Genomic DNA, 17,240 nt, shown 5'->3' with positions numbered 1-17,240 from the left:
GTCGTCTTTCCACAGAGGTGGACCGGTGGGCGGCGGCGGACTCATCGGCGGCCACGGGAATGCGTCGAGCGGGCGGGACGCCGCTCACACCCGTTCCCACATTTTGCCGGAGTAGGGCAGACTTTAGGTTTGGCCGCACGAAGGGGTGACCAGTGAATTCAGGTCCGCTTATCGTCCAGTCGGACAAGACTCTGCTCCTCGAAGTCGATCACGAGCAGGCGGACGCGTGCCGCCGCGCCATCGCGCCGTTCGCCGAGCTGGAGCGGGCGCCCGAGCACATCCACACCTACCGGGTGACCCCGCTCGGCCTGTGGAACGCGCGGGCCGCCGGGCACGACGCCGAGCAGGTCGTGGACGCGCTCGTGCAGTACAGCCGGTACCCGGTGCCGCACGCGCTGCTCGTCGACATCGCCGAGACCATGGACCGCTACGGTCGGCTGACCCTGAGCAAGCACCCCGCCCACGGGCTGGTCCTCGCGACCACCGACCGGCCCGTGCTGGAGGAGGTGCTGCGCTCCAAACGGATCGCGCCGCTGGTCGGGGCCCGGATCGACCAGGACACCGTCGCCGTGCACCCCTCCGAGCGCGGCCAGATCAAACAGGTGCTGCTCAAGCTGGGCTGGCCCGCGGAGGACCTCGCCGGCTACGTGGACGGCGAGGCGCATCCGATCGCGCTGCGGGAGGACGGCTGGGCACTGCGGCCCTACCAGAAGCAGGCCGTGGAGAACTTCTGGCACGGCGGCAGCGGCGTCGTCGTGCTGCCGTGCGGGGCGGGCAAGACGCTCGTCGGCGCCGGGGCCATGGCCGAGGCCAAGGCCACCACCCTGATCCTGGTCACCAACACCGTCTCCGCCCGCCAGTGGAAGCACGAGCTGGTCAAGCGGACCTCGCTCACCGAGGACGAGATCGGCGAGTACTCCGGCACGCGCAAGGAGATCCGGCCGGTCACCATCGCCACCTACCAGGTGCTCACCACCCGGCGTAAGGGCGTGTACCCGCATCTGGAGCTGTTCGACTCGCGCGACTGGGGGCTCATCGTCTACGACGAGGTGCACCTGCTGCCCGCGCCGGTCTTCAAGTTCACCGCGGACCTCCAGGCGCGGCGGCGGCTCGGCCTGACGGCGACGCTCGTACGGGAGGACGGCCGCGAGTCGGACGTGTTCTCCCTCATCGGGCCCAAGCGCTTCGACGCCCCCTGGAAGGAGATCGAGGCCCAGGGCTACATCGCGCCCGCCGACTGCGTGGAGGTGCGGGTCAACCTCACCGACTCCGAGCGGCTCGCGTACGCCACCGCCGAGGCGGAGGAGAAGTACCGGTTCTGCGCGACCACCGACACCAAGCGCAAGGTGACCGAGGCCCTGGTGCGGCGCTTCGCCGGGCAGCAGATCCTCGTCATCGGGCAGTACATCGACCAGCTCGACGAGCTCGGCGAGCACCTGAGGGCGCCCGTCATCAAGGGCGAGACCTCCAACGCCCAGCGCGAGAAGCTCTTCGACGCGTTCCGCGAGGGCGAGATCAACGTGCTCGTCGTGTCCAAGGTCGCGAACTTCTCCATCGACCTGCCGGAGGCGACCGTCGCCATCCAGGTGTCGGGCACGTTCGGGTCGCGGCAGGAGGAGGCGCAGCGGCTGGGGCGGGTGCTGCGGCCCAAGGCCGACGGGCACCAGGCCCACTTCTACTCGGTCGTCGCGCGGGACACCATCGACCAGGACTTCGCCGCGCACCGGCAGCGCTTCCTGGCGGAGCAGGGCTACGCGTACCGGATCGTGGACGCGGACGAGCTGCTGGCCGAGAGCTGAGGGGGGTGGGGCGGGGGCCGGGGTCGGGCCGTCAGCGGTGGCTGCGGACCCCCGACTCCTCGCCGTACTCACCCAGGAGGACCACGTCGACCACGGCGCCCGCGAACACCCTCAGGGCGCGCAGGGAGTCGCCGAAGCGGTGCGGGCGGTGGTTGCCGTCGAAGGCGGTCGCGCCCGGCGGCGGGCCCTGCTGGGCGGGGGTGAAGGTTGCTGCGCTCATGTCTCCATGGTGGTCCCGCGGCACCCGAATGGCGTCGGACCAAGGTCGGAGCCTCCCCGGGTTGCGGATAGGCCTCCGGTCGGGTCCGGCATCGTCCTTCGGGGGGACCCCGCCCCTGACCCTGCCCCTAGGGACCGTCCGTCAGGCCCCGAGGGCCCTTCCCCCGGGCCCGCCCGAAAATTCCGGGCCCCCGGGAAGCCCATCCCCTAGAATCTCCTCTCTTGCCCGCCTCCTGCCACGGAGAGCCGCCGCCCGGCCGGAAACCGGACGGCACCACCGCCACCCGTCACCGTGACGGCCGACGGCGCGCGCACCGCGCCCGCCCGGCCTGCCTCCCCCGGCTCCCGGCCCCGCCGGAGCGGGGGACCCACCGCCCCGGAGGCACCTTTCCGTGTCCACGTCGTCCACGTCGTCCGCCGCCCCCTCCGCGTCCGCCGCCCCGGACCCCCTCGACCGCGAGCGCTCCCACCTCTCCTCCTCCCGGGCCGCGCTGCGCGCGATGCGGGAGGACGTGGAGAACCTGGACATCCGCGACGTCACCGCGAACTGGGTCAACGCCGCCGTCCTCGCCCGCCAGATCGACGACCGCATCAAGGCGCTCGCCGACCTCAGCCACACGCCGCTGTTCTTCGGCCGCCTCGACTACCTGCACGCTCCCGGGGCCGACCGGGCCGAGGGCGCCGAGGGCGAGCGGTTCTACATCGGGCGCCGGCACGTCCACGACGCCGACGGCGACCCGATGGTGATCGACTGGCGCGCGCCCGTGTCGCAGCCCTTCTACCGGGCCTCGACGAAGGACCCGATGGACGTCGGCCTGCGCCGCCGCTTCGGCTACACCGGGGGCGACCTGACCGCGTACGAGGACGAGCACCTTTCCGACCCGGCCGAGGCCGCCGCCACCAGCAAGCTGCTCCAGCAGGAGATCGAGCGGCCGCGCGTCGGCCCGATGCGCGACATCGTGGCCACCATCCAGCCCGAGCAGGACGAGATCGTCCGCAGCGGGCTGTCCGGCACGGTCTGCGTGCAGGGCGGCCCCGGCACCGGGAAGACGGCCGTCGGCCTCCACCGGGTCGCCTACCTCCTCTACGCCCACCGGGAGCGGCTCGCCCGCACCGGCACGCTCGTCATCGGGCCCAACGCGTCCTTCCTGCACTACATCGAGCAGGTGCTGCCCGCGCTCGGCGAGCTGGAGGTCAGGCAGGCCACGGTGGACGACCTCGTGGCGCACGTCGAGGTGCGGGGCACGGACAGCGCGTCCGCCGCGGTCGTCAAGGGCGACGCCCGGATGGCGGAGGTGCTGCGCCGGGCCGTCCGCGCGCACGTGACGATGCCGACGGAGCCCGTCGTGGTGGTGCGCGGCTCCCGGCGCTGGCGGGTGCCGGCGTACGAACTCGAAGAGCTCGTGAAGCAGTTGCTCGACCGGGACATCCGCTACGGTGCCGCCCGCGAGGCCCTGCCGCAGCGGATCGCGCACGCCGTCCTGGTCCAGATGGAGCGGGCCGGGGAGGCGCCGGACGACCGTGTGCAGGACTCCGTGGCCCGCAACCCGGCCGTGAAGGCGGCGGTCAAGGCGATCTGGCCGCCGGTCGACCCCGCGAAGCTGGTGCTGCGGCTGCTCACCGACGCGGACTTCCTCGCCGAGCACGCGGACGGGCTCCTCGGCGCCGAGGAGCAGCAGGAGATCCTTCAGGCGAAGCCCGCCCGCTCCGTGAAGTCGGCCCGGTGGACCGCCGCGGACGCCGTCCTGGTCGACGAGGCCACCGATCTGGTCCAGCGCACGCACTCCCTCGGCCATGTCGTGCTGGACGAGGCGCAGGACCTGTCGCCGATGCAGTACCGGGCGGTCGGCCGGCGGTGCACGACCGGTTCGGCGACCGTGCTCGGCGATCTGGCGCAGGGCACCACGCCCTGGGCCACGCGCAGCTGGCCGGAGGCCCTGGCGCACCTCGGGAAGGGGGAAGCGGTCGTCGAGGAGCTGACGGCCGGCTTCCGGGTGCCCACGGACGTGATCACGTACGCCTCCCGGCTGCTGCCGCACATCGCGCCGGGCCTCACACCGGTGGCGTCGGTCCGGGAGAACCCCGGGTCCTTCGACGTCCGCCCGGTGTCCGGCACGTCCGACGTGGTGGCCGCCTGCGAGGAGTCGCTGCGCAACGAGGGCTCGGTCGGCCTGATCGCGGCGGACGCCCGCGTCCCGGAGCTGGCCGAGGCGCTCACCGCCGCGGGCCTCGGCCACCTCGGCCCCGGCGAGGAGACGACCCGGGACACCCGTCTCACCCTGGTACCGGCGTCCCTGGCCAAGGGCCTGGAGTACGACTACGTGGTCCTGGACGACCCCCAGGCCATCGTGCGGGCCGAACCGGACGAACGCACGGGCCTGCGGCGTCTGTACGTGTCCCTGACCCGAGCGGTCTCCGGCCTGACCGTCACCCACACGGACCCCCTGCCGGCCCAGCTGGCCCAGGCCTGACGGCGGTGCGCGGGGGCCGCCCTCGACGGGCCCCCGCGGCGAGCCGCGGGCTACCGCGTGCCGTCGACGGCCGCCCGCCACTCCCGGACGGCCTTCGCCGACACCGGTGTGTCCCAGCCCCCCACCCGCGCCGCGCCGCCGACGTGGAACGCGTCCACCCCGGCGGACCGCAGCCGCGGCACGTGGTCGAGCCGCAGCCCGCCGCCCACGAGGAGCCGCTGGGCGTAGCCCGGCTCGCCGCGCCGGGCGGCCGCGGCCTCGGCCAGCAGGGTGGGCAGCCCGGCGTCCACGCCGTCCGGTGATCCGGCCGTGAGGTAGGTGTCCAGGCCCGGCAGGTCCGCGAGCCGCCTGCGCAGGGCGTCGCGGTCGGCGGCCCGGTCGATGGCACGGTGGAAGGTCCAGCGGCAGCCGTCCAGTTCCGCGACCACCCGCTCCACGGCGTCGGCGTCGGGACCGCCGTCCGCGCCGAGGAAGCCGAACACGAACTCGTCGGCGCCCGCCGCCCGCAGCTCGCGCGCGGCGCGCACCAGGCCGCCGACGTCACCGGCCGCGAACCCGTCGTGCAGCCGGAGCATCACCCGCAGCGAGACGTCCACGGCGGCACGGACCCCGGCGAAGGTCTCCACGGGCGGGGTGAGCCCGTCGGCGGCCATGTCGGTGACCAGCTCGAGGCGGTCCGCCCCTCCGGCCTGGGCGGCGACCGCGTCCTCGGCGTCGAGCGCGATCACCTCCAGGACTGCGCGCGTGGTCATAGGACCCCTTCCGTCGGCGTTCGGCGTATCTGAGCGACTACAGGTCTAGTCCAATCTCAGGGTACGCCGCCGGACCCGCGTCGGCCCTGGCAGAACCCCCCGGTCACCCGAAGAGGTTCAACTCCAGGGGGCGTGGGGCCAATCCGATGGCCAGGGCAAGCACTTCGGGGTGAGCATGGACGCATGCTGCTTCCCGACGCCGCCGCACGGACCGAGTTCCTGGAGGTCATCCGCATCACCTCGGCCATGGGCGATCCCTTCGCGCGCTCCCTGGCCGGCGAGGAGGCCGGCCTGTGGGTGGCGGACGAGGCCCGGCAGGTCCTCGATCGGATCGCCGGGCTGCCCGACGGCGGACTCCAGCGCTGCTTCGTCCCCGGATGGGGCGTCAGGGCGCACGACGACACGGACCTGCTGTTCGAGATCGCCTTCTGCTTCCGCTGCCACGGCGCCCGGCTGTGGGGCCCGGCCGTCCCCGCCGAACTGGCGGGCATCCAGGCCTTCGACGCGCGGACGGAGGCCGGCCGCGCCCTGCTCGACCTCTTCCGTGCCCGGGCGCGGGAGGAGTCCCGGCAGCCCTCCAAAGGGCCCGCATAGCATCTGTCCATGACAGCCACGCCGTTCACGGAGGTCGCCGTATGACCGACCTCGACGCGTTGCGTTCCCGCTGGGTGCGTGCCCTGACCGCGGTCCGCGAGGACCCGTGCCACCCCGACCGGCCCGACCCCCACCGGTACGCCGACGAACTGCTGCGCCGCTGGTCGGAGCCGCAGCGCCACTACCACACGGTCAGCCATCTGACGGCGGTCCTGGACCACGTCGACGTGCTCCAGGAGTACGCGGACGACCCGGATCTGGTGCGGCTCGCCGCCTGGTTCCACGACGCGGTGTACCTGCCGGAGCGCTCGACGAACGAGGAGCGTTCGGCGCGGCTGGCCGAACGCGCGCTTCCCGAGGCGGGGGTGGCACGGGAGCCGACGGGCGAGGTCGCCCGGCTGGTGCGCCTGACCGTCGGCCACGCCCCCGAGCCCGGCGACGCCAACGGCGCCGTCCTGTGCGACGCCGACCTGGCGATCCTCGCGGCGCCCCCGCGGGCGTACGCCGCGTACACGGCGGCGGTCCGGCGGGAGTACGGCTTCGTCCCCGACGAGGCGTTCCACGTCGGGCGGGCGGCCGTGCTGCGTCATCTGCTCGATCTGCCCAGCCTGTTCCGCACCCCGCACGGACGGCGGGAGTGGGAGGAGGCGGCCCGCCGCAACCTCACCGCCGAACTGGCCGCGTTCCCGTGAACGCCCCTGGTGGCGGGCGCCCGCGGCGTGTGGTCGAGCGGGCCGGATTCACCCAGGCGGGTGAGGACCAGGGGCGATAGGCCTACACGCCGCGCCGCTGATCGCGGGAGCCGGGGCCGGGCCGGAAGCCGGGGCCCGGCCCCGGACCGCTCGCCCGCGCCCGCCCGCCGGGCACCCGCTCCTTGCGCCTGCGCAGTCCCGACGCGTGCAGCAGCCGCACCACCTCGCGGCTGGGGACCGCGACCGCCCCGGCCCGCACCGCGTCGTCGTAGCGATGCGAGGGCAGGTCGTAGTGGTCGCGGTCGAAGGCACGGCGCGGTACGCCCAGGAGCGCCGCGAACGCGTGCAGTTCGTCGTACGAGACGTCGCTGATCAGATGCGACCACATGCGGCCGTGGCCGGGCCAGGACGGCGGATCGACGTAGATCGTCACGAGGACGGCATCCCGCCGATGGCCTGCCCGAGCGCGCCCACCGCCGCGACCTTCACCCCGGCCTTCGCGCACACCCAGTGCGGGTCGGGCCCCAGTTCCGGCTCGACGTCGAGGGCGTGCGGGTCGCCGGAGCCGCAGACGGGGCACAGCGGCCAGCGCCCGTAGCGCTCCAGCAGGGCGTCCTGGACGTCCTGGGCGACCAGTCCGGCCACGTAGTGCGCGCCTTCGGGCCACTGTTCGACCCACCAGCGGCGCTGGGTGACCGAATCCTCGACGAGCGAGACGACGTCCGCCTCGGCGACCTGGCCGGCGACCAGGTCGGCCAGCACGAGGGCGCGGGCGGCGTGCAGGGCCTGCTCCATGGGGCTGATGGGGTCCATGCCCCCATTGTGCGCACTCTTGACCGGAGGTCCGAGCGGAAAATATCTTTCACGATGTGCCTCGCGAGATGAAGGAAACTTCCCGGAGGGCGACGGGGGCCCGTTCCCGGACATCGCCGCCCCCGCCCGCGCCCGCCGCCCTCGCCGCGAAGGTGCGGACCCTCGCGCCCTCCATGACCCGGTCCATGCGGCGGGTCGCCGAGACCGTCGCCGGGGACCCGGCCGGGTGCGCGGCGCTCACGGTCACCGGGCTCGCCGAGCTGACGGGGACCAGTGAGGCCACCGTCGTCCGCACGGCCCGCCTGCTCGGCTATCCCGGCTACCGCGACCTCAGGCTCGCGCTCGCGGGGCTCGCCGCCCAGCTGCAGTCGGGCCGCGGGCCCGCCGTGACCGCCGACATCACGGTGGACGATCCCCTCACCGAGGTCGTGGCCAAGCTCGCCCACGACGAGCGGCAGACCCTCGCCGACACGGCGGCCGGGCTGGACGTCGCGCAGCTCGACGCCGCCGTGACCGCGCTCGCCGCCGCGCGCCGCATCGACGTGTACGGCGTCGGGGCGTCCGGGCTCGTCGCGCAGGACCTGGTCCAGAAGCTGCTGCGGATAGGGCTGGTCGCCCACGCGCACAGCGACCCGCACCTCGCGGTCACGAGCGCCGTCCAACTGCGCGCGGGGGACGTGGCGGTCGCCGTCACGCACTCGGGCTCCACCGGCGACGCCATCGAACCGCTGCGGACCGCCTTCGAGCACGGCGCGACCACCGTCGCCGTCACCGGCCGCCCGGACGGCCCCGTGACGCAGTACGCCGACCACGTCCTCACCACGTCCACGGCCCGCGAGAGCGAGCTGCGACCGGCCGCGATGTCCTCCCGCACGGGTCAACTACTGGTGGTGGACTGCCTGTTCGTGGGTGTGGCGCAGCGCACCTACGAGCGGGCCGGGCCCGCGCTGTCCGCGTCCTACGAGGCCCTGGCCCACCGCCACCACCCCCGCGGACCGACGAAGAGGTGAGGCGCCTGCGCCCCTAGGCCAGCGGCGTCGGCCTCTCCCCCGTCAGCCCCGGTCCGCCCGATGGGAGCTGGTCCGGTAGCGGCCGCGGAACTCGGCCAGCAGCTCGTCGGTGGCCTCGGCCCCGGAGCTCACCGCGGCGTGGACGTCACGGAAGTAGTCCTCGTATCCGGCGGGGGTGTACAGGCACAGGGCGCGCACGGTGACCGCCCCCGCGTTGCGGAAGCCGTGCGGGGTGCCGCGGGTGGCGGCGAGCAGGTCCCCGGGGCCGGCGGCTGTCTCCCCGTCGCCGGTGTGCAGCGTCAACTGGCCCTGGAGGACGTAGAAGTACTCGTCGTGCCCCTCGTGCACATGCGGCCGGGCGCCGATGGTTCCGGGGGCGAGGCTGAACTCCTCGAAGGCGAAGCGCCCCCCGGTGTGCTCACCGGTGAGCCGGAAGAAGTGCGCGACACCGGCGACGTCCAGCAGCTCACCGTCTCCGGCACGGCGCAGCAGCGGACGGGCACGATTCTCGAACTGGTCATCATCCATGGGCCATTGTGATCCAGCGGCGTAAAAAGATGGCCAGGGAGCCGCCGACCTGCGAGTGTCCACCCGTGCGCATACTCCATGATGATCTCGGCCACCTCTCCTACGACGTGACCGGTGACGGCGACGGTCCGCCCGTCGTGCTCGTCCACGCCGGCGTCGCCGATCACCGCATGTGGGACGCGGTCGTGCCCGCTCTCGCCCGGCGGCACACCGTCGTCCGCTACGACCTGCGCGGTTTCGGCGCGTCGGCGACCCCGACCGGCCCGTTCCGCGAGACCGACGACCTGCGCCGCCTCCTGGACCACCTCGGGCACGAGCGCGTACGGCTGGTGGGCGCCTCCTGGGGCGGCCGGGTGGCGCTGGACTTCACGCTCACCCACCCGGACCGGGTGCACTGCCTCGCGATGCTCGCCGCGCCCTGGCCGCGCCACGACTGGTCGGCCGCCATGGTCGCGTACGACGAGGCCGAAACGGCGGCCCTGGACGCGGGCGACCTGGACGCGGCCGTGGACATCAACCTGGACATGTGGCTGCGCGGACCCGCTCGCGGTTGGGACGACGTCACCGACGGCCTGGTCGAGCGCCTCCGGGACCCGCTGCGGACCTCCCTGCTGAACCAGGCCGTCGTGGCCGAGCACTCCCAGGGTCCCGCGACCGGGGACCTCACCGCCGTCCGCGTCCCCGCGCTGGTGGGCGTCGGCGCGCTCGACGTCGCCGACTTCCAGGACATCGCCCGCCGTTACGCCGCGACGATCCCCGGGGCCGACCTGGTCGAGTTCCCCACCGCCGCCCACCTCATCGCGCTGGACGCGCCCGCCGAACTGACCGCGGCGCTGCTCCCGTTCCTCGCTCGCTGAGATCCGCTTGCGGGGCCCGCCTACGATGCGGGCATGTCCGACTCCCCGTATCTGCGAGAGATCACCGCCGCCACCTTCGAGGCCGCCGTCGCCCTGAGGGTCCGCCCCGACCAGGAGCACCTGGTGGCCCCGGTGGTGAAGTCCCTCGCCGAGGCGTACGTCCACCCGGGGGTCGCGTGGCCCCGGCTGATCTGTGACGGTGAGGAGGTCGTCGGGTTCCTCATGGCGTTCTTCGACATCGACTGGACCGGCGAGGGCACCGACTTCCGCTCCGGGCTGTGGCGTCTGAACATCGCGGCGGGCAAGCAGGGCCGGGGGTACGGGCGGTTCGCCGTGCGGTGCGTGGCCGACGAGATCCGCCGCCGGGGCGGCACCCGCCTCACCGTCACCTGGCACCCCGGCGCGGACGGCCCGGAGGGCTTCTATCTGGGGCTCGGGTTCCGCCCGACCGGAGAGGTCAGCGGAGATGAGACGGTGGGCGTGCTGGAGGTGGCGGGCGCGCAGGACGCGGCCTGAGCCGTGCGGCCGCCGGCCGCCCCGCCTCCGAGACGCGCCCCGGGCGCGTCTCGGAGGGCTCGGGTCAGTGCAGCTTCTTCAGGGCCGCCGCGTCGAACGGCTTCAGCTCGGTGAACCGGTCGGCGAGGACCTTCGCCGCCCACTCCGGGTCCTGGAGCAGCGCGCGGCCGACCGCGATCATGTCGAACTCGTCGGCCTCCAGGCGGTCCAGGAGGTCGTCGATGCCCTTGAGGGAGGCGCCCTCACCCTGGAACGACTTGGCGAAGTCGCCGTCCAGACCCACCGAGCCGACGGAGATGACCTGCTTGCCGGTCAGCTTCTTCGTCCAGCCCGCGAGGTTGAGCCCCGAGCCCTCGAACTCCGGCTCCCAGTAGCGCCGCGTGGAGGCGTGGAAGACGTCGACGCCCGCCGCGGCCAGCGGGGTCAGGATCGCCTCCAGCTCCTCGGGGGTCTCGGCGAGACGGGCCTTGTAGTCCTGCTGCTTCCACTGCGAGTAGCGGAAGATCACCGGGAACTCGGGGGACACGGCCGCGCGGACCGCGGCGACGATCTCCGCGGAGAACGCGGCCCGGGCCACGGGGTCGCCGCCGTAGGCGTCCTCGCGCCGGTTGGTGCCCGCCCAGAAGAACTGGTCCAGGAGGTAGCCGTGGGCGCCGTGCAGTTCGACGCCGTCGAAGCCGATGCGCTCGGCGGCCGCCGCGGCCTCGGCGAAGGCGGCGACGACATCGTCCACGTCCTGCTGCGTCATCGCCCTGCCGGTCGGCTCCGCGCCCGCGGTGACCAGACCGGACGGTCCGACGGCCGGGGCGGCGGCGAACGGCGGCTCGCCCTCCTTGCGGACCATGCCGATGTGCCACAGCTGCGGGACGATCGTGCCGCCGGCCGCGTGCACCGCCTCGGCGACCTCGGCCCAGCCCGCCAGCTGCTCCTCACCGTGGAACCGGGGCACACGGTCGCTCTGGCCCGCGGAGTCGTGGCCCACGTACGTGCCCTCGGTGACGATCAGGCCGACGCCGGCGGCGGCCCGGCGGGCGTAGTACTCCTTCACGTCCTCGCCGGGGACGCCGCCCGGGGAGAACATGCGGGTCATCGGGGCCATCGCGATCCGGTTCGGGACCGTGAGGCCGTTGAGGGCGATCGGCCGGGACAGGACGCGGGCCGCGCGGGAGGCGGTGTCCGAGGCGGTGACGGTCACGGGGGGACTCCTTGTCGGTGGCTTGCTCGGTGCGGGCTCAGCACGCGGCCAACCCATGGGTATGTGCACACGCATTGTTGCACTCCCTGAAACAACCGTCGGCGGCCCCCCGCCATTCCCGGGACCCGCCGGGAATTCCCCCGGACACGCCCGAGGGCGGCACCCCCCCTTGTCGGGGAGTGCCGCCCTCGGTACGCGGGACGGTTGATCGACCGGGGTCGATCAGAAGTCCATGTCACCGCCCGGCATGCCGCCACCGGCAGGCGCGGCGGCCTTCTCCGGCTTGTCGGCGATGACGGCCTCGGTGGTCAGGAACAGCGCGGCGATGGAGGCGGCGTTCTGCAGCGCGGAACGGGTCACCTTCGCCGGGTCGATGATGCCTTCCTTGACCAGGTCGACGTACTCGCCGGTCGCGGCGTTCAGGCCGTGGCCCGGGGTCAGGTTGCGCACCTTCTCCACCACGACACCGCCCTCGAGGCCGGCGTTGACGGCGATCTGCTTCAGCGGGGCCTCGAGCGCCAGCTTGACGGCGGCGGCACCGGTGGCCTCGTCGCCCTCCAGCTCCAGCTTCTCGAACACCTGGGAGGCCTGGAGCAGGGCCACGCCGCCACCGGCGACGATGCCCTCCTCGACGGCCGCCTTCGCGTTGCGAACGGCGTCCTCGATGCGGTGCTTGCGCTCCTTGAGCTCGACCTCGGTGGCGGCACCGGCCTTGATGACGGCCACGCCGCCGGCCAGCTTCGCCAGACGCTCCTGGAGCTTCTCGCGGTCGTAGTCCGAGTCGCTGTTCTCGATCTCGGCACGGATCTGGTTCACACGACCGGCGACCTGGTCGGTGGAGCCGGAGCCGTCGACGATGGTGGTCTCGTCCTTGGTGATGACGACCTTGCGGGCGCGGCCCAGGAGCTCCAGGCCCGCGTTCTCCAGCTTGAGGCCGACCTCCTCGGAGATGACCTCGCCGCCCGTGAGGATGGCGATGTCGCCGAGCATGGCCTTGCGGCGGTCACCGAAGCCCGGGGCCTTGACGGCGACGGACTTGAAGGTGCCACGGATCTTGTTGACGACCAGGGTCGACAGGGCCTCGCCCTCGACGTCCTCGGCGATGATCAGCAGCGGCTTGCCCGACTGCATGACCTTCTCCAGCAGCGGGAGCAGGTCCTTGACCGAGGAGATCTTCTGGTTGGCGATCAGGATGTACGGGTCGTCGAGGACGGCCTCCATACGCTCCATGTCGGTGGCGAAGTACGCCGAGATGTAGCCCTTGTCGAAGCGCATGCCCTCGGTGAGCTCGAGCTCGAGACCGAAGGTCTGCGACTCCTCGACGGTGATGACGCCTTCCTTGCCGACCTTGTCCATGGCCTCGGCGATCAGCTCGCCGATCTGGGTGTCGGCGGCGGAGATGGAGGCCGTGGAAGCGATCTGCTCCTTGGTCTCGACATCCTTCGCCTGCTCCAGCAGGGCGGCGGAGACGGCCTCGACGGCCTTCTCGATACCGCGCTTGAGGGCCATCGGGTTGGCACCGGCGGCCACGTTGCGCAGGCCCTCACGGACCAGCGCCTGGGCGAGAACGGTCGCGGTGGTCGTACCGTCGCCGGCGACGTCGTCCGTCTTCTTGGCGACTTCCTTGACCAGCTCGGCGCCGATCTTCTCGTACGGGTCCTCGAGCTCGATCTCCTTGGCGATGGAGACACCATCGTTGGTGATCGTGGGGGCGCCCCACTTCTTCTCGAGGACGACGTTGCGACCCTTGGGGCCGAGCGTCACCTTGACGGCGTCCGCGAGCTGGTTCATGCCGCGCTCGAGGCCGCGCCGCGCCTCCTCGTCGAACGCGATGATCTTGGCCATGTGAAGTGGTCCCTCCAGGACTGGGGGTGATTCCTTCGGACCGCGCCCGCGCCCGCGACGGACGGCCTCGGCCGGTGGTTCCCTGCCCCACCCGGTCCGCGGCCTCACCGACCCGGTCCTTCGTTGTCACTCTCACCTTCAGAGTGCTAACGCCAATGATTAGCACTCGCCCCTGCCGAGTGCAAGCGCCTCCCCGGGATCGGGAGGTGAACAAGGGGCGCGAACCGCGGGCGGACCTGCCCATACGCTCCGGCGCGCCGCTCCGCGACACCCGCGCTCCGGACAGACCGAGGGGCTCGTACCCCTGCGGGATACGAGCCCCTCGACACGTCGATCAGTTCAGTGGTCGGCGCGCAACTCAAACGGCCAGACGGACCATGTCCGCCTGCGGCCCCTTCTGACCCTGCGAGATCTCGAACTCGACCCGCTGGCCTTCCTCCAGGGTGCGGTAGCCGTCCATCTGGATCGCGCTGTAGTGGACGAAAACATCCGCACCACCGTCGACCGCGATGAAGCCGTACCCCTTCTCCGCGTTGAACCACTTGACGGTGCCCTGAGCCATGCCTAACTCCCCTATTACTGGCCCTTGCGCAGATCCGCACTTCGCGGATCCGGGTCAGACCTCACCCCCCAAACGGTTGGGGGCGTGCGCCGGAACGCGTCGACCGCGGCTGAATGTATCTGTCCAACTGCCGTCTGCAACAGGTCAATCGGACGAGAATTCCGGGCATGGCCGATCGGAAATGTGCGGAGAATTCATCCGCATTGCGGGCAAGTCGGACCGGGCGAAAGGGGTGAAGGGCGCAAATACACCGCGCAGTTTGGCTGCTTCTTGGCGGGTGCGGAGCGCGACGCCAGGGTGCCCCATAGGGAAAACCCCGACCGCGTACCCCAACTGTATCGCGCTCAACCACACAGAATTGCCTCCTCCACTTCTTCCGCGGAGGAGGCATTTCTGTGAACTCTCGGTTACATGCGTTACCGAGGGTAATATTCAGCCGCCTGCCACCGCCGGAATGATGGAGACGCCGGCCCCGTCCGGAGTGGCGGTCTCAAGACCCTGCTCGAAGCGGACGTCGTCGTCGTTGACGTACACGTTGACGAACCGGCGCAGCCTGCCCTGGTCGTCCAGGACGCGGGCGGCGATGCCGGTGTGGTTCTTCTCCAGGTCGGTGATGACCTCGGCGAGGGTCGCGCCCTCGGCGGCCACCTCCGACCGGCCGTCGGTGTAGGCGCGCAGGATGGTGGGGATGCGGACGGTGACGCTCATGGGGTGACCTCCGGTCGGGGTACGGCGGCGAGGGGGCGGTGCGCGGGCGGCGGCTCAGGCGAGCCCGGCCTCGCGGAAGGAGTCGAGGTTCGGGCGGATCGTGGCGGTCAGCCCCGTGCCCGCCACCGCGTCCAGGGTCTTCAGGCCGTCGCCGGTGTTGAGGACGACCGTCGACTTCGCGGGGTCGAGCACACCGTTCTCGACCAGCTTGCGGGTCACCCCCACCGTCACACCGCCGGCCGTCTCCGCGAAGATGCCCTCGGTGCGGGCGAGCAGCTTGATGGCGTCCACGATCTGCGCGTCGGTCACGTCCTCCACCGCGCCGCCGGTGCGGCGGGCGATGTCCAGCACGTACGGGCCGTCCGCCGGGTTCCCGATCGCCAGCGACTTGGCGATGGTGTCCGGCTTCTGCGGCCGGACCACGTCGTGCCCCGCCTTGTAGGCGACCGACACCGGCGAGCAGCCCTCGGCCTGCGCGCCGAAGATCCTGTACGGCCTGTCCTCGACCAGGCCGAGCGCGATCAGCTCCCGCAGCCCCTTGTCGATCTTCGTCAGCTGCGAGCCGGAGGCGATCGGCACCACGATCTGGTCCGGCAGCCGCCAGCCGAGCTGCTCGGCGATCTCGTACGCCAGGGTCTTGGAGCCCTCCGCGTAGTACGGGCGCAGGTTGACGTTGACGAAGCCCCAGCCCTCGCCCGCCGTGTCGCCGATCAGCTCGGAGCAGAAGCGGTTCACGTCGTCGTAGTTGCCCTCGATGCCGACGAGCTCACCGCCGTACACCGCGGCCATGACGACCTTGCCCTGCTCCAGGTCGTGCGGGATGAACACACAGGAGCGGAACCCGGCGCGGGCCGCCGCGGCGCCGACCGCGCCCGCGAGGTTGCCGGTGGAGGAGCAGGACAGGGTGGTGAAGCCGAAGGCGCGCGCCGCCTCCAGCGCCTGTGCGACCACGCGGTCCTTGAAGGAGTGCGTCGGGTTGCCGGAGTCGTCCTTCACCCACAGTCCGCCGGTCACCCCCAGCTCGCGGGCGAGGTTGTCGGCCTTGACGAGCGCGGTCCAGCCCGGGTTCAGGTTCGGCTTGCCGGCGACGTCGGCCGGGACGGGCAGCAGCGGGGCGTAGCGCCAGATGTTCGCGGGGCCCGCCTCGATCCGCTTGCGCAGTTCCTCGGGGTCGTAGCCGGAGAAGTCGTAGGCGATCTCCAGCGGCCCGAAGCACTCCTCGCAGGCGAAGACGGGTCCGAGCGGCACCCGGTGGCCGCACTCGCGGCAGGACAGGGCCGTGGCGGGGCCGAGGTCGACGGAGTCGGTGGTGGGGTGTGCGACGTTCGCTACAGTCTGCGCAGCCATGTGAGGCGAGGCCCTTTCTCCTCATCTTCCTCACGGCGCACCTCGCCGTGAGACGGATTTGGCACCTTCCCTAGCCGGGAGCCTCGCCGCGTGCGCTGAGCCGCGAAGACGAGAATCGGCTGGAGGGTTGCCGGGGCTTCATCGGGCCGTTCCCTCTGCCCCTCTGGATGAGCTCTGTTCGGTTGTGGACGCTTCCGGCCCAGGATGTGCGAGGGTCGTCGGCGTTGTTCAAGACTGTAACCGAAGGCCACGACGGGCGAGACAGCCGTCCGAAACGCGAGACACCATGAGACACCACGAGGAGCCGCCGACCGTGCTGGAAGAAGTCGAGCGCTGGCTGGCCACCCGATCCTGGTCCGTGGCCGATCGCCCGCTCGACCAGGTCCTCGCCGCCAAGGAGCGGACCGGGCAGTCGGTCTCCGTCGTGCTGCCCGCGCTGAACGAGGAGGCGACGGTCGGTGCCATCGCCGCCGCCGTGCGCCGCGACCTCGTGGAGCGGGTCCCGCTGGTCGACGAGATCGTCGTGGTCGACTCGGGCTCCACGGACCGTACCGCCGAGGTCGCCGCGGCGGCGGGCGCGCGCGTGGTGCACCGCGACGCGATCCTGCCCCGCGTCCCGGCGCTGCCCGGCAAGGGAGAGGTGCTGTGGCGGTCCCTGCTGGTCACCGGCGGCGACATCGTGTGCTTCGTCGACGCGGACCTGCGGGAGTTCTCCTGCGACTTCGTCACCGGGATCGTGGGCCCGCTGCTCACCGACCCGGAGGTGGATCTCGTGAAGGCGATGTACGACCGCCCGCTCGGCGACGTCGCGGGCCAGGGCGGGCGGGTCACCGAACTGGTGGCCCGGCCGCTGCTCAACCTGCACTGGCCCCGGCTGGCCGGCTTCGTGCAGCCGCTCGGCGGCGAGTACGCGGCCCGCCGCTCCCTGCTGGAGCGGCTCCCCTTCCCGGTCGGCTACGGCGTCGAGCTCGGCATCCTGGTCGACGCGCTGCACCTGGTGGGCCTGGACGCCCTCGCCCAGGTCGACGTCGGCGTGCGCAGGCACCGCCACCAGGACAGCCAGGCTCTGGGCCGGATGGCCGCCGCGATCTACCGCACCGCGCAGCTGAGGCTGGCCCGCGGGCATCTGGTGCGGCCCGCCCTCACCCAGTTCGAGCGCGGCGAGGACGGGTTCGAGCCGCGGACGTACACGGTGGACACGGAGGAGCGGCCACCGATGGCGCAGATCAGGGAGTACGTGGAGCGGCGCGGCGCCGGGGCGGCCTGAACCGCCCCGCCCACCGCGGTCCCTGTCCGTATCCCGCACCACATACGGCTGAGCCGCGCGTTTGA

Annotated in this window: 18 protein-coding genes and 1 riboswitch; of the genes, 8 read left to right on the top strand and 10 right to left on the bottom strand. The window is 72.4% G+C overall.

The window, feature by feature from the left end; genetic code table 11:
* The first annotated feature begins 152 nt into the window (after positions 1-152).
* Positions 153-1,799 (top strand): DNA repair helicase XPB, encoded by a 1,647-nt coding sequence (locus AB0C59_RS18870; RefSeq protein WP_363005872.1) that lies wholly within the window; start codon positions 153-155, stop codon positions 1,797-1,799.
* Between the two features lie 31 nt (positions 1,800-1,830).
* Here the strand turns inward: AB0C59_RS18870 and AB0C59_RS18865 are convergent, their stop codons facing one another.
* Positions 1,831-2,019 (bottom strand): hypothetical protein, encoded by a 189-nt coding sequence (locus AB0C59_RS18865; protein ID WP_363005870.1) that lies wholly within the window; start codon positions 2,017-2,019, stop codon positions 1,831-1,833.
* A gap of 499 nt (positions 2,020-2,518) precedes the next feature.
* On the opposite strand from AB0C59_RS18865, the gene AB0C59_RS18860 reads away from it, so the two are divergent.
* Complete coding sequence (locus tag AB0C59_RS18860) at positions 2,519-4,489, top strand: UvrD-helicase domain-containing protein (protein WP_363006100.1); 1,971 nt, start codon at positions 2,519-2,521, stop codon at positions 4,487-4,489.
* Between the two features lie 50 nt (positions 4,490-4,539).
* On the opposite strand, the gene AB0C59_RS18855 is transcribed toward AB0C59_RS18860, so the two are convergent.
* A complete protein-coding gene (locus AB0C59_RS18855; protein ID WP_363005868.1) occupies positions 4,540-5,241 on the bottom strand; it encodes a copper homeostasis protein CutC in 702 nt (233 codons plus the stop codon).
* A gap of 183 nt (positions 5,242-5,424) precedes the next feature.
* Here AB0C59_RS18855 and AB0C59_RS18850 point away from each other — a divergent pair, with 183 nt between their 5' ends.
* Together AB0C59_RS18850 and AB0C59_RS18845 are read left to right on the top strand one after the other, a co-directional pair.
* The gene (locus tag AB0C59_RS18850) at positions 5,425-5,835 is read left to right on the top strand and encodes a hypothetical protein (protein WP_363005866.1); all 411 of its coding nucleotides are present in this window, start codon (positions 5,425-5,427) and stop codon (positions 5,833-5,835) included.
* Positions 5,836-5,876: 41 nt separating this feature from the next.
* Positions 5,877-6,527, top strand: a complete 651-nt coding sequence (locus AB0C59_RS18845; RefSeq protein WP_363005864.1) for a hypothetical protein — start codon at positions 5,877-5,879, stop codon at positions 6,525-6,527.
* A gap of 82 nt (positions 6,528-6,609) precedes the next feature.
* Here AB0C59_RS18845 and AB0C59_RS18840 read toward each other — a convergent pair whose 3' ends face one another.
* Positions 6,610-6,960, bottom strand: coding sequence for a DUF4031 domain-containing protein (locus AB0C59_RS18840; protein ID WP_363005862.1), 351 nt, complete (start codon positions 6,958-6,960; stop codon positions 6,610-6,612).
* Positions 6,957-7,340 carry a hypothetical protein gene (locus tag AB0C59_RS18835; protein WP_363005860.1) on the bottom strand — a complete coding sequence of 128 codons (384 nt, stop codon included), beginning with the start codon at positions 7,338-7,340 and terminating at the stop codon, positions 6,957-6,959. Before AB0C59_RS18835 ends, AB0C59_RS18840 begins: the two co-directional genes overlap by 4 nt.
* Before the next feature lie 68 nt (positions 7,341-7,408).
* Here AB0C59_RS18835 and AB0C59_RS18830 point away from each other — a divergent pair, with 68 nt between their 5' ends.
* On the top strand, positions 7,409-8,350 hold the full coding sequence (locus AB0C59_RS18830; protein WP_363005858.1) for a MurR/RpiR family transcriptional regulator: 942 nt from the start codon (positions 7,409-7,411) through the stop codon (positions 8,348-8,350).
* Between the two features lie 42 nt (positions 8,351-8,392).
* Here the strand turns inward: AB0C59_RS18830 and AB0C59_RS18825 are convergent, their stop codons facing one another.
* The gene (locus AB0C59_RS18825) at positions 8,393-8,878 is read right to left on the bottom strand and encodes a cupin domain-containing protein (RefSeq protein WP_363005856.1); all 486 of its coding nucleotides are present in this window, start codon (positions 8,876-8,878) and stop codon (positions 8,393-8,395) included.
* Between the two features lie 65 nt (positions 8,879-8,943).
* On the opposite strand from AB0C59_RS18825, the gene AB0C59_RS18820 reads away from it, so the two are divergent.
* Entirely contained in the window at positions 8,944-9,735 is a 792-nt protein-coding gene (locus AB0C59_RS18820) for an alpha/beta fold hydrolase (protein WP_363005854.1), read from the top strand.
* A gap of 33 nt (positions 9,736-9,768) precedes the next feature.
* Positions 9,769-10,251: a GNAT family N-acetyltransferase gene (locus tag AB0C59_RS18815; RefSeq protein WP_363005852.1), complete on the top strand. Its 483-nt coding sequence runs from the start codon at positions 9,769-9,771 to the stop codon at positions 10,249-10,251.
* A 64-nt stretch (positions 10,252-10,315) separates the two neighbouring features.
* On the opposite strand, the gene AB0C59_RS18810 is transcribed toward AB0C59_RS18815, so the two are convergent.
* From AB0C59_RS18810 to thrC, 5 genes are all read right to left on the bottom strand, one after another.
* Positions 10,316-11,446, bottom strand: a complete 1,131-nt coding sequence (locus tag AB0C59_RS18810) for an NADH:flavin oxidoreductase (protein WP_363005850.1) — start codon at positions 11,444-11,446, stop codon at positions 10,316-10,318.
* A gap of 222 nt (positions 11,447-11,668) precedes the next feature.
* Positions 11,669-13,291 (bottom strand): chaperonin GroEL, encoded by a 1,623-nt coding sequence (gene groL, locus AB0C59_RS18805; protein WP_363005848.1) that lies wholly within the window; start codon positions 13,289-13,291, stop codon positions 11,669-11,671.
* Between the two features lie 358 nt (positions 13,292-13,649).
* Positions 13,650-13,853 carry a cold-shock protein gene (locus tag AB0C59_RS18800; protein WP_037910665.1) on the bottom strand — a complete coding sequence of 68 codons (204 nt, stop codon included), beginning with the start codon at positions 13,851-13,853 and terminating at the stop codon, positions 13,650-13,652.
* Positions 13,854-14,285: 432 nt separating this feature from the next.
* Entirely contained in the window at positions 14,286-14,561 is a 276-nt protein-coding gene (locus AB0C59_RS18795) for a MoaD/ThiS family protein (RefSeq protein WP_363005846.1), read from the bottom strand.
* A 54-nt stretch (positions 14,562-14,615) separates the two neighbouring features.
* The gene (gene thrC, locus AB0C59_RS18790; RefSeq protein WP_363005844.1) at positions 14,616-15,908 is read right to left on the bottom strand and encodes a threonine synthase; all 1,293 of its coding nucleotides are present in this window, start codon (positions 15,906-15,908) and stop codon (positions 14,616-14,618) included.
* 18 nt (positions 15,909-15,926) lie between these two features.
* A riboswitch (SAM riboswitch) is annotated at positions 15,927-16,082 on the bottom strand.
* 139 nt (positions 16,083-16,221) lie between these two features.
* On the opposite strand from thrC, the gene AB0C59_RS18785 reads away from it, so the two are divergent.
* Positions 16,222-17,175, top strand: coding sequence for a glucosyl-3-phosphoglycerate synthase (locus AB0C59_RS18785; protein WP_363006098.1), 954 nt, complete (start codon positions 16,222-16,224; stop codon positions 17,173-17,175).
* The last annotated feature ends 65 nt before the right edge of the window (positions 17,176-17,240 follow it).

Origin of the sequence: Streptomyces sp. NPDC048664 (assembly GCF_040650555.1) — a bacterium.
In the GTDB taxonomy this organism is placed as follows: domain Bacteria; phylum Actinomycetota; class Actinomycetes; order Streptomycetales; family Streptomycetaceae; genus Streptomyces.
The sequence above is the reverse complement of the archived record's forward strand: the minus strand, read 5'-3'. Positions and strand labels throughout refer to the sequence as shown.

Excerpts from the sequence above, each read along its gene's own strand:
- AB0C59_RS18865 (WP_363005870.1), bottom strand. The coding sequence starts at position 2,019 with ATGAGCGCAGCAACCTTCACCCCCGCCCAGCAGGGCCCGCCGCCGGGC.
- AB0C59_RS18860 (WP_363006100.1), top strand. The coding sequence starts at position 2,519 with ATGCGGGAGGACGTGGAGAACCTGGACATCCGCGACGTCACCGCGAAC.
- AB0C59_RS18855 (WP_363005868.1), bottom strand. The coding sequence starts at position 5,241 with ATGACCACGCGCGCAGTCCTGGAGGTGATCGCGCTCGACGCCGAGGAC.
- AB0C59_RS18850 (WP_363005866.1), top strand. The coding sequence starts at position 5,425 with ATGCTGCTTCCCGACGCCGCCGCACGGACCGAGTTCCTGGAGGTCATC.
- AB0C59_RS18845 (WP_363005864.1), top strand. The coding sequence starts at position 5,877 with ATGACCGACCTCGACGCGTTGCGTTCCCGCTGGGTGCGTGCCCTGACC.
- AB0C59_RS18835 (WP_363005860.1), bottom strand. The coding sequence starts at position 7,340 with ATGGACCCCATCAGCCCCATGGAGCAGGCCCTGCACGCCGCCCGCGCC.
- AB0C59_RS18830 (WP_363005858.1), top strand. The coding sequence starts at position 7,409 with ATGAAGGAAACTTCCCGGAGGGCGACGGGGGCCCGTTCCCGGACATCG.
- AB0C59_RS18825 (WP_363005856.1), bottom strand. The coding sequence starts at position 8,878 with ATGGATGATGACCAGTTCGAGAATCGTGCCCGTCCGCTGCTGCGCCGT.
- AB0C59_RS18815 (WP_363005852.1), top strand. The coding sequence starts at position 9,769 with ATGTCCGACTCCCCGTATCTGCGAGAGATCACCGCCGCCACCTTCGAG.
- groL (WP_363005848.1), bottom strand. The coding sequence starts at position 13,291 with ATGGCCAAGATCATCGCGTTCGACGAGGAGGCGCGGCGCGGCCTCGAG.
- AB0C59_RS18800 (WP_037910665.1), bottom strand. The coding sequence starts at position 13,853 with ATGGCTCAGGGCACCGTCAAGTGGTTCAACGCGGAGAAGGGGTACGGC.
- AB0C59_RS18795 (WP_363005846.1), bottom strand. The coding sequence starts at position 14,561 with ATGAGCGTCACCGTCCGCATCCCCACCATCCTGCGCGCCTACACCGAC.
- thrC (WP_363005844.1), bottom strand. The coding sequence starts at position 15,908 with ATGGCTGCGCAGACTGTAGCGAACGTCGCACACCCCACCACCGACTCC.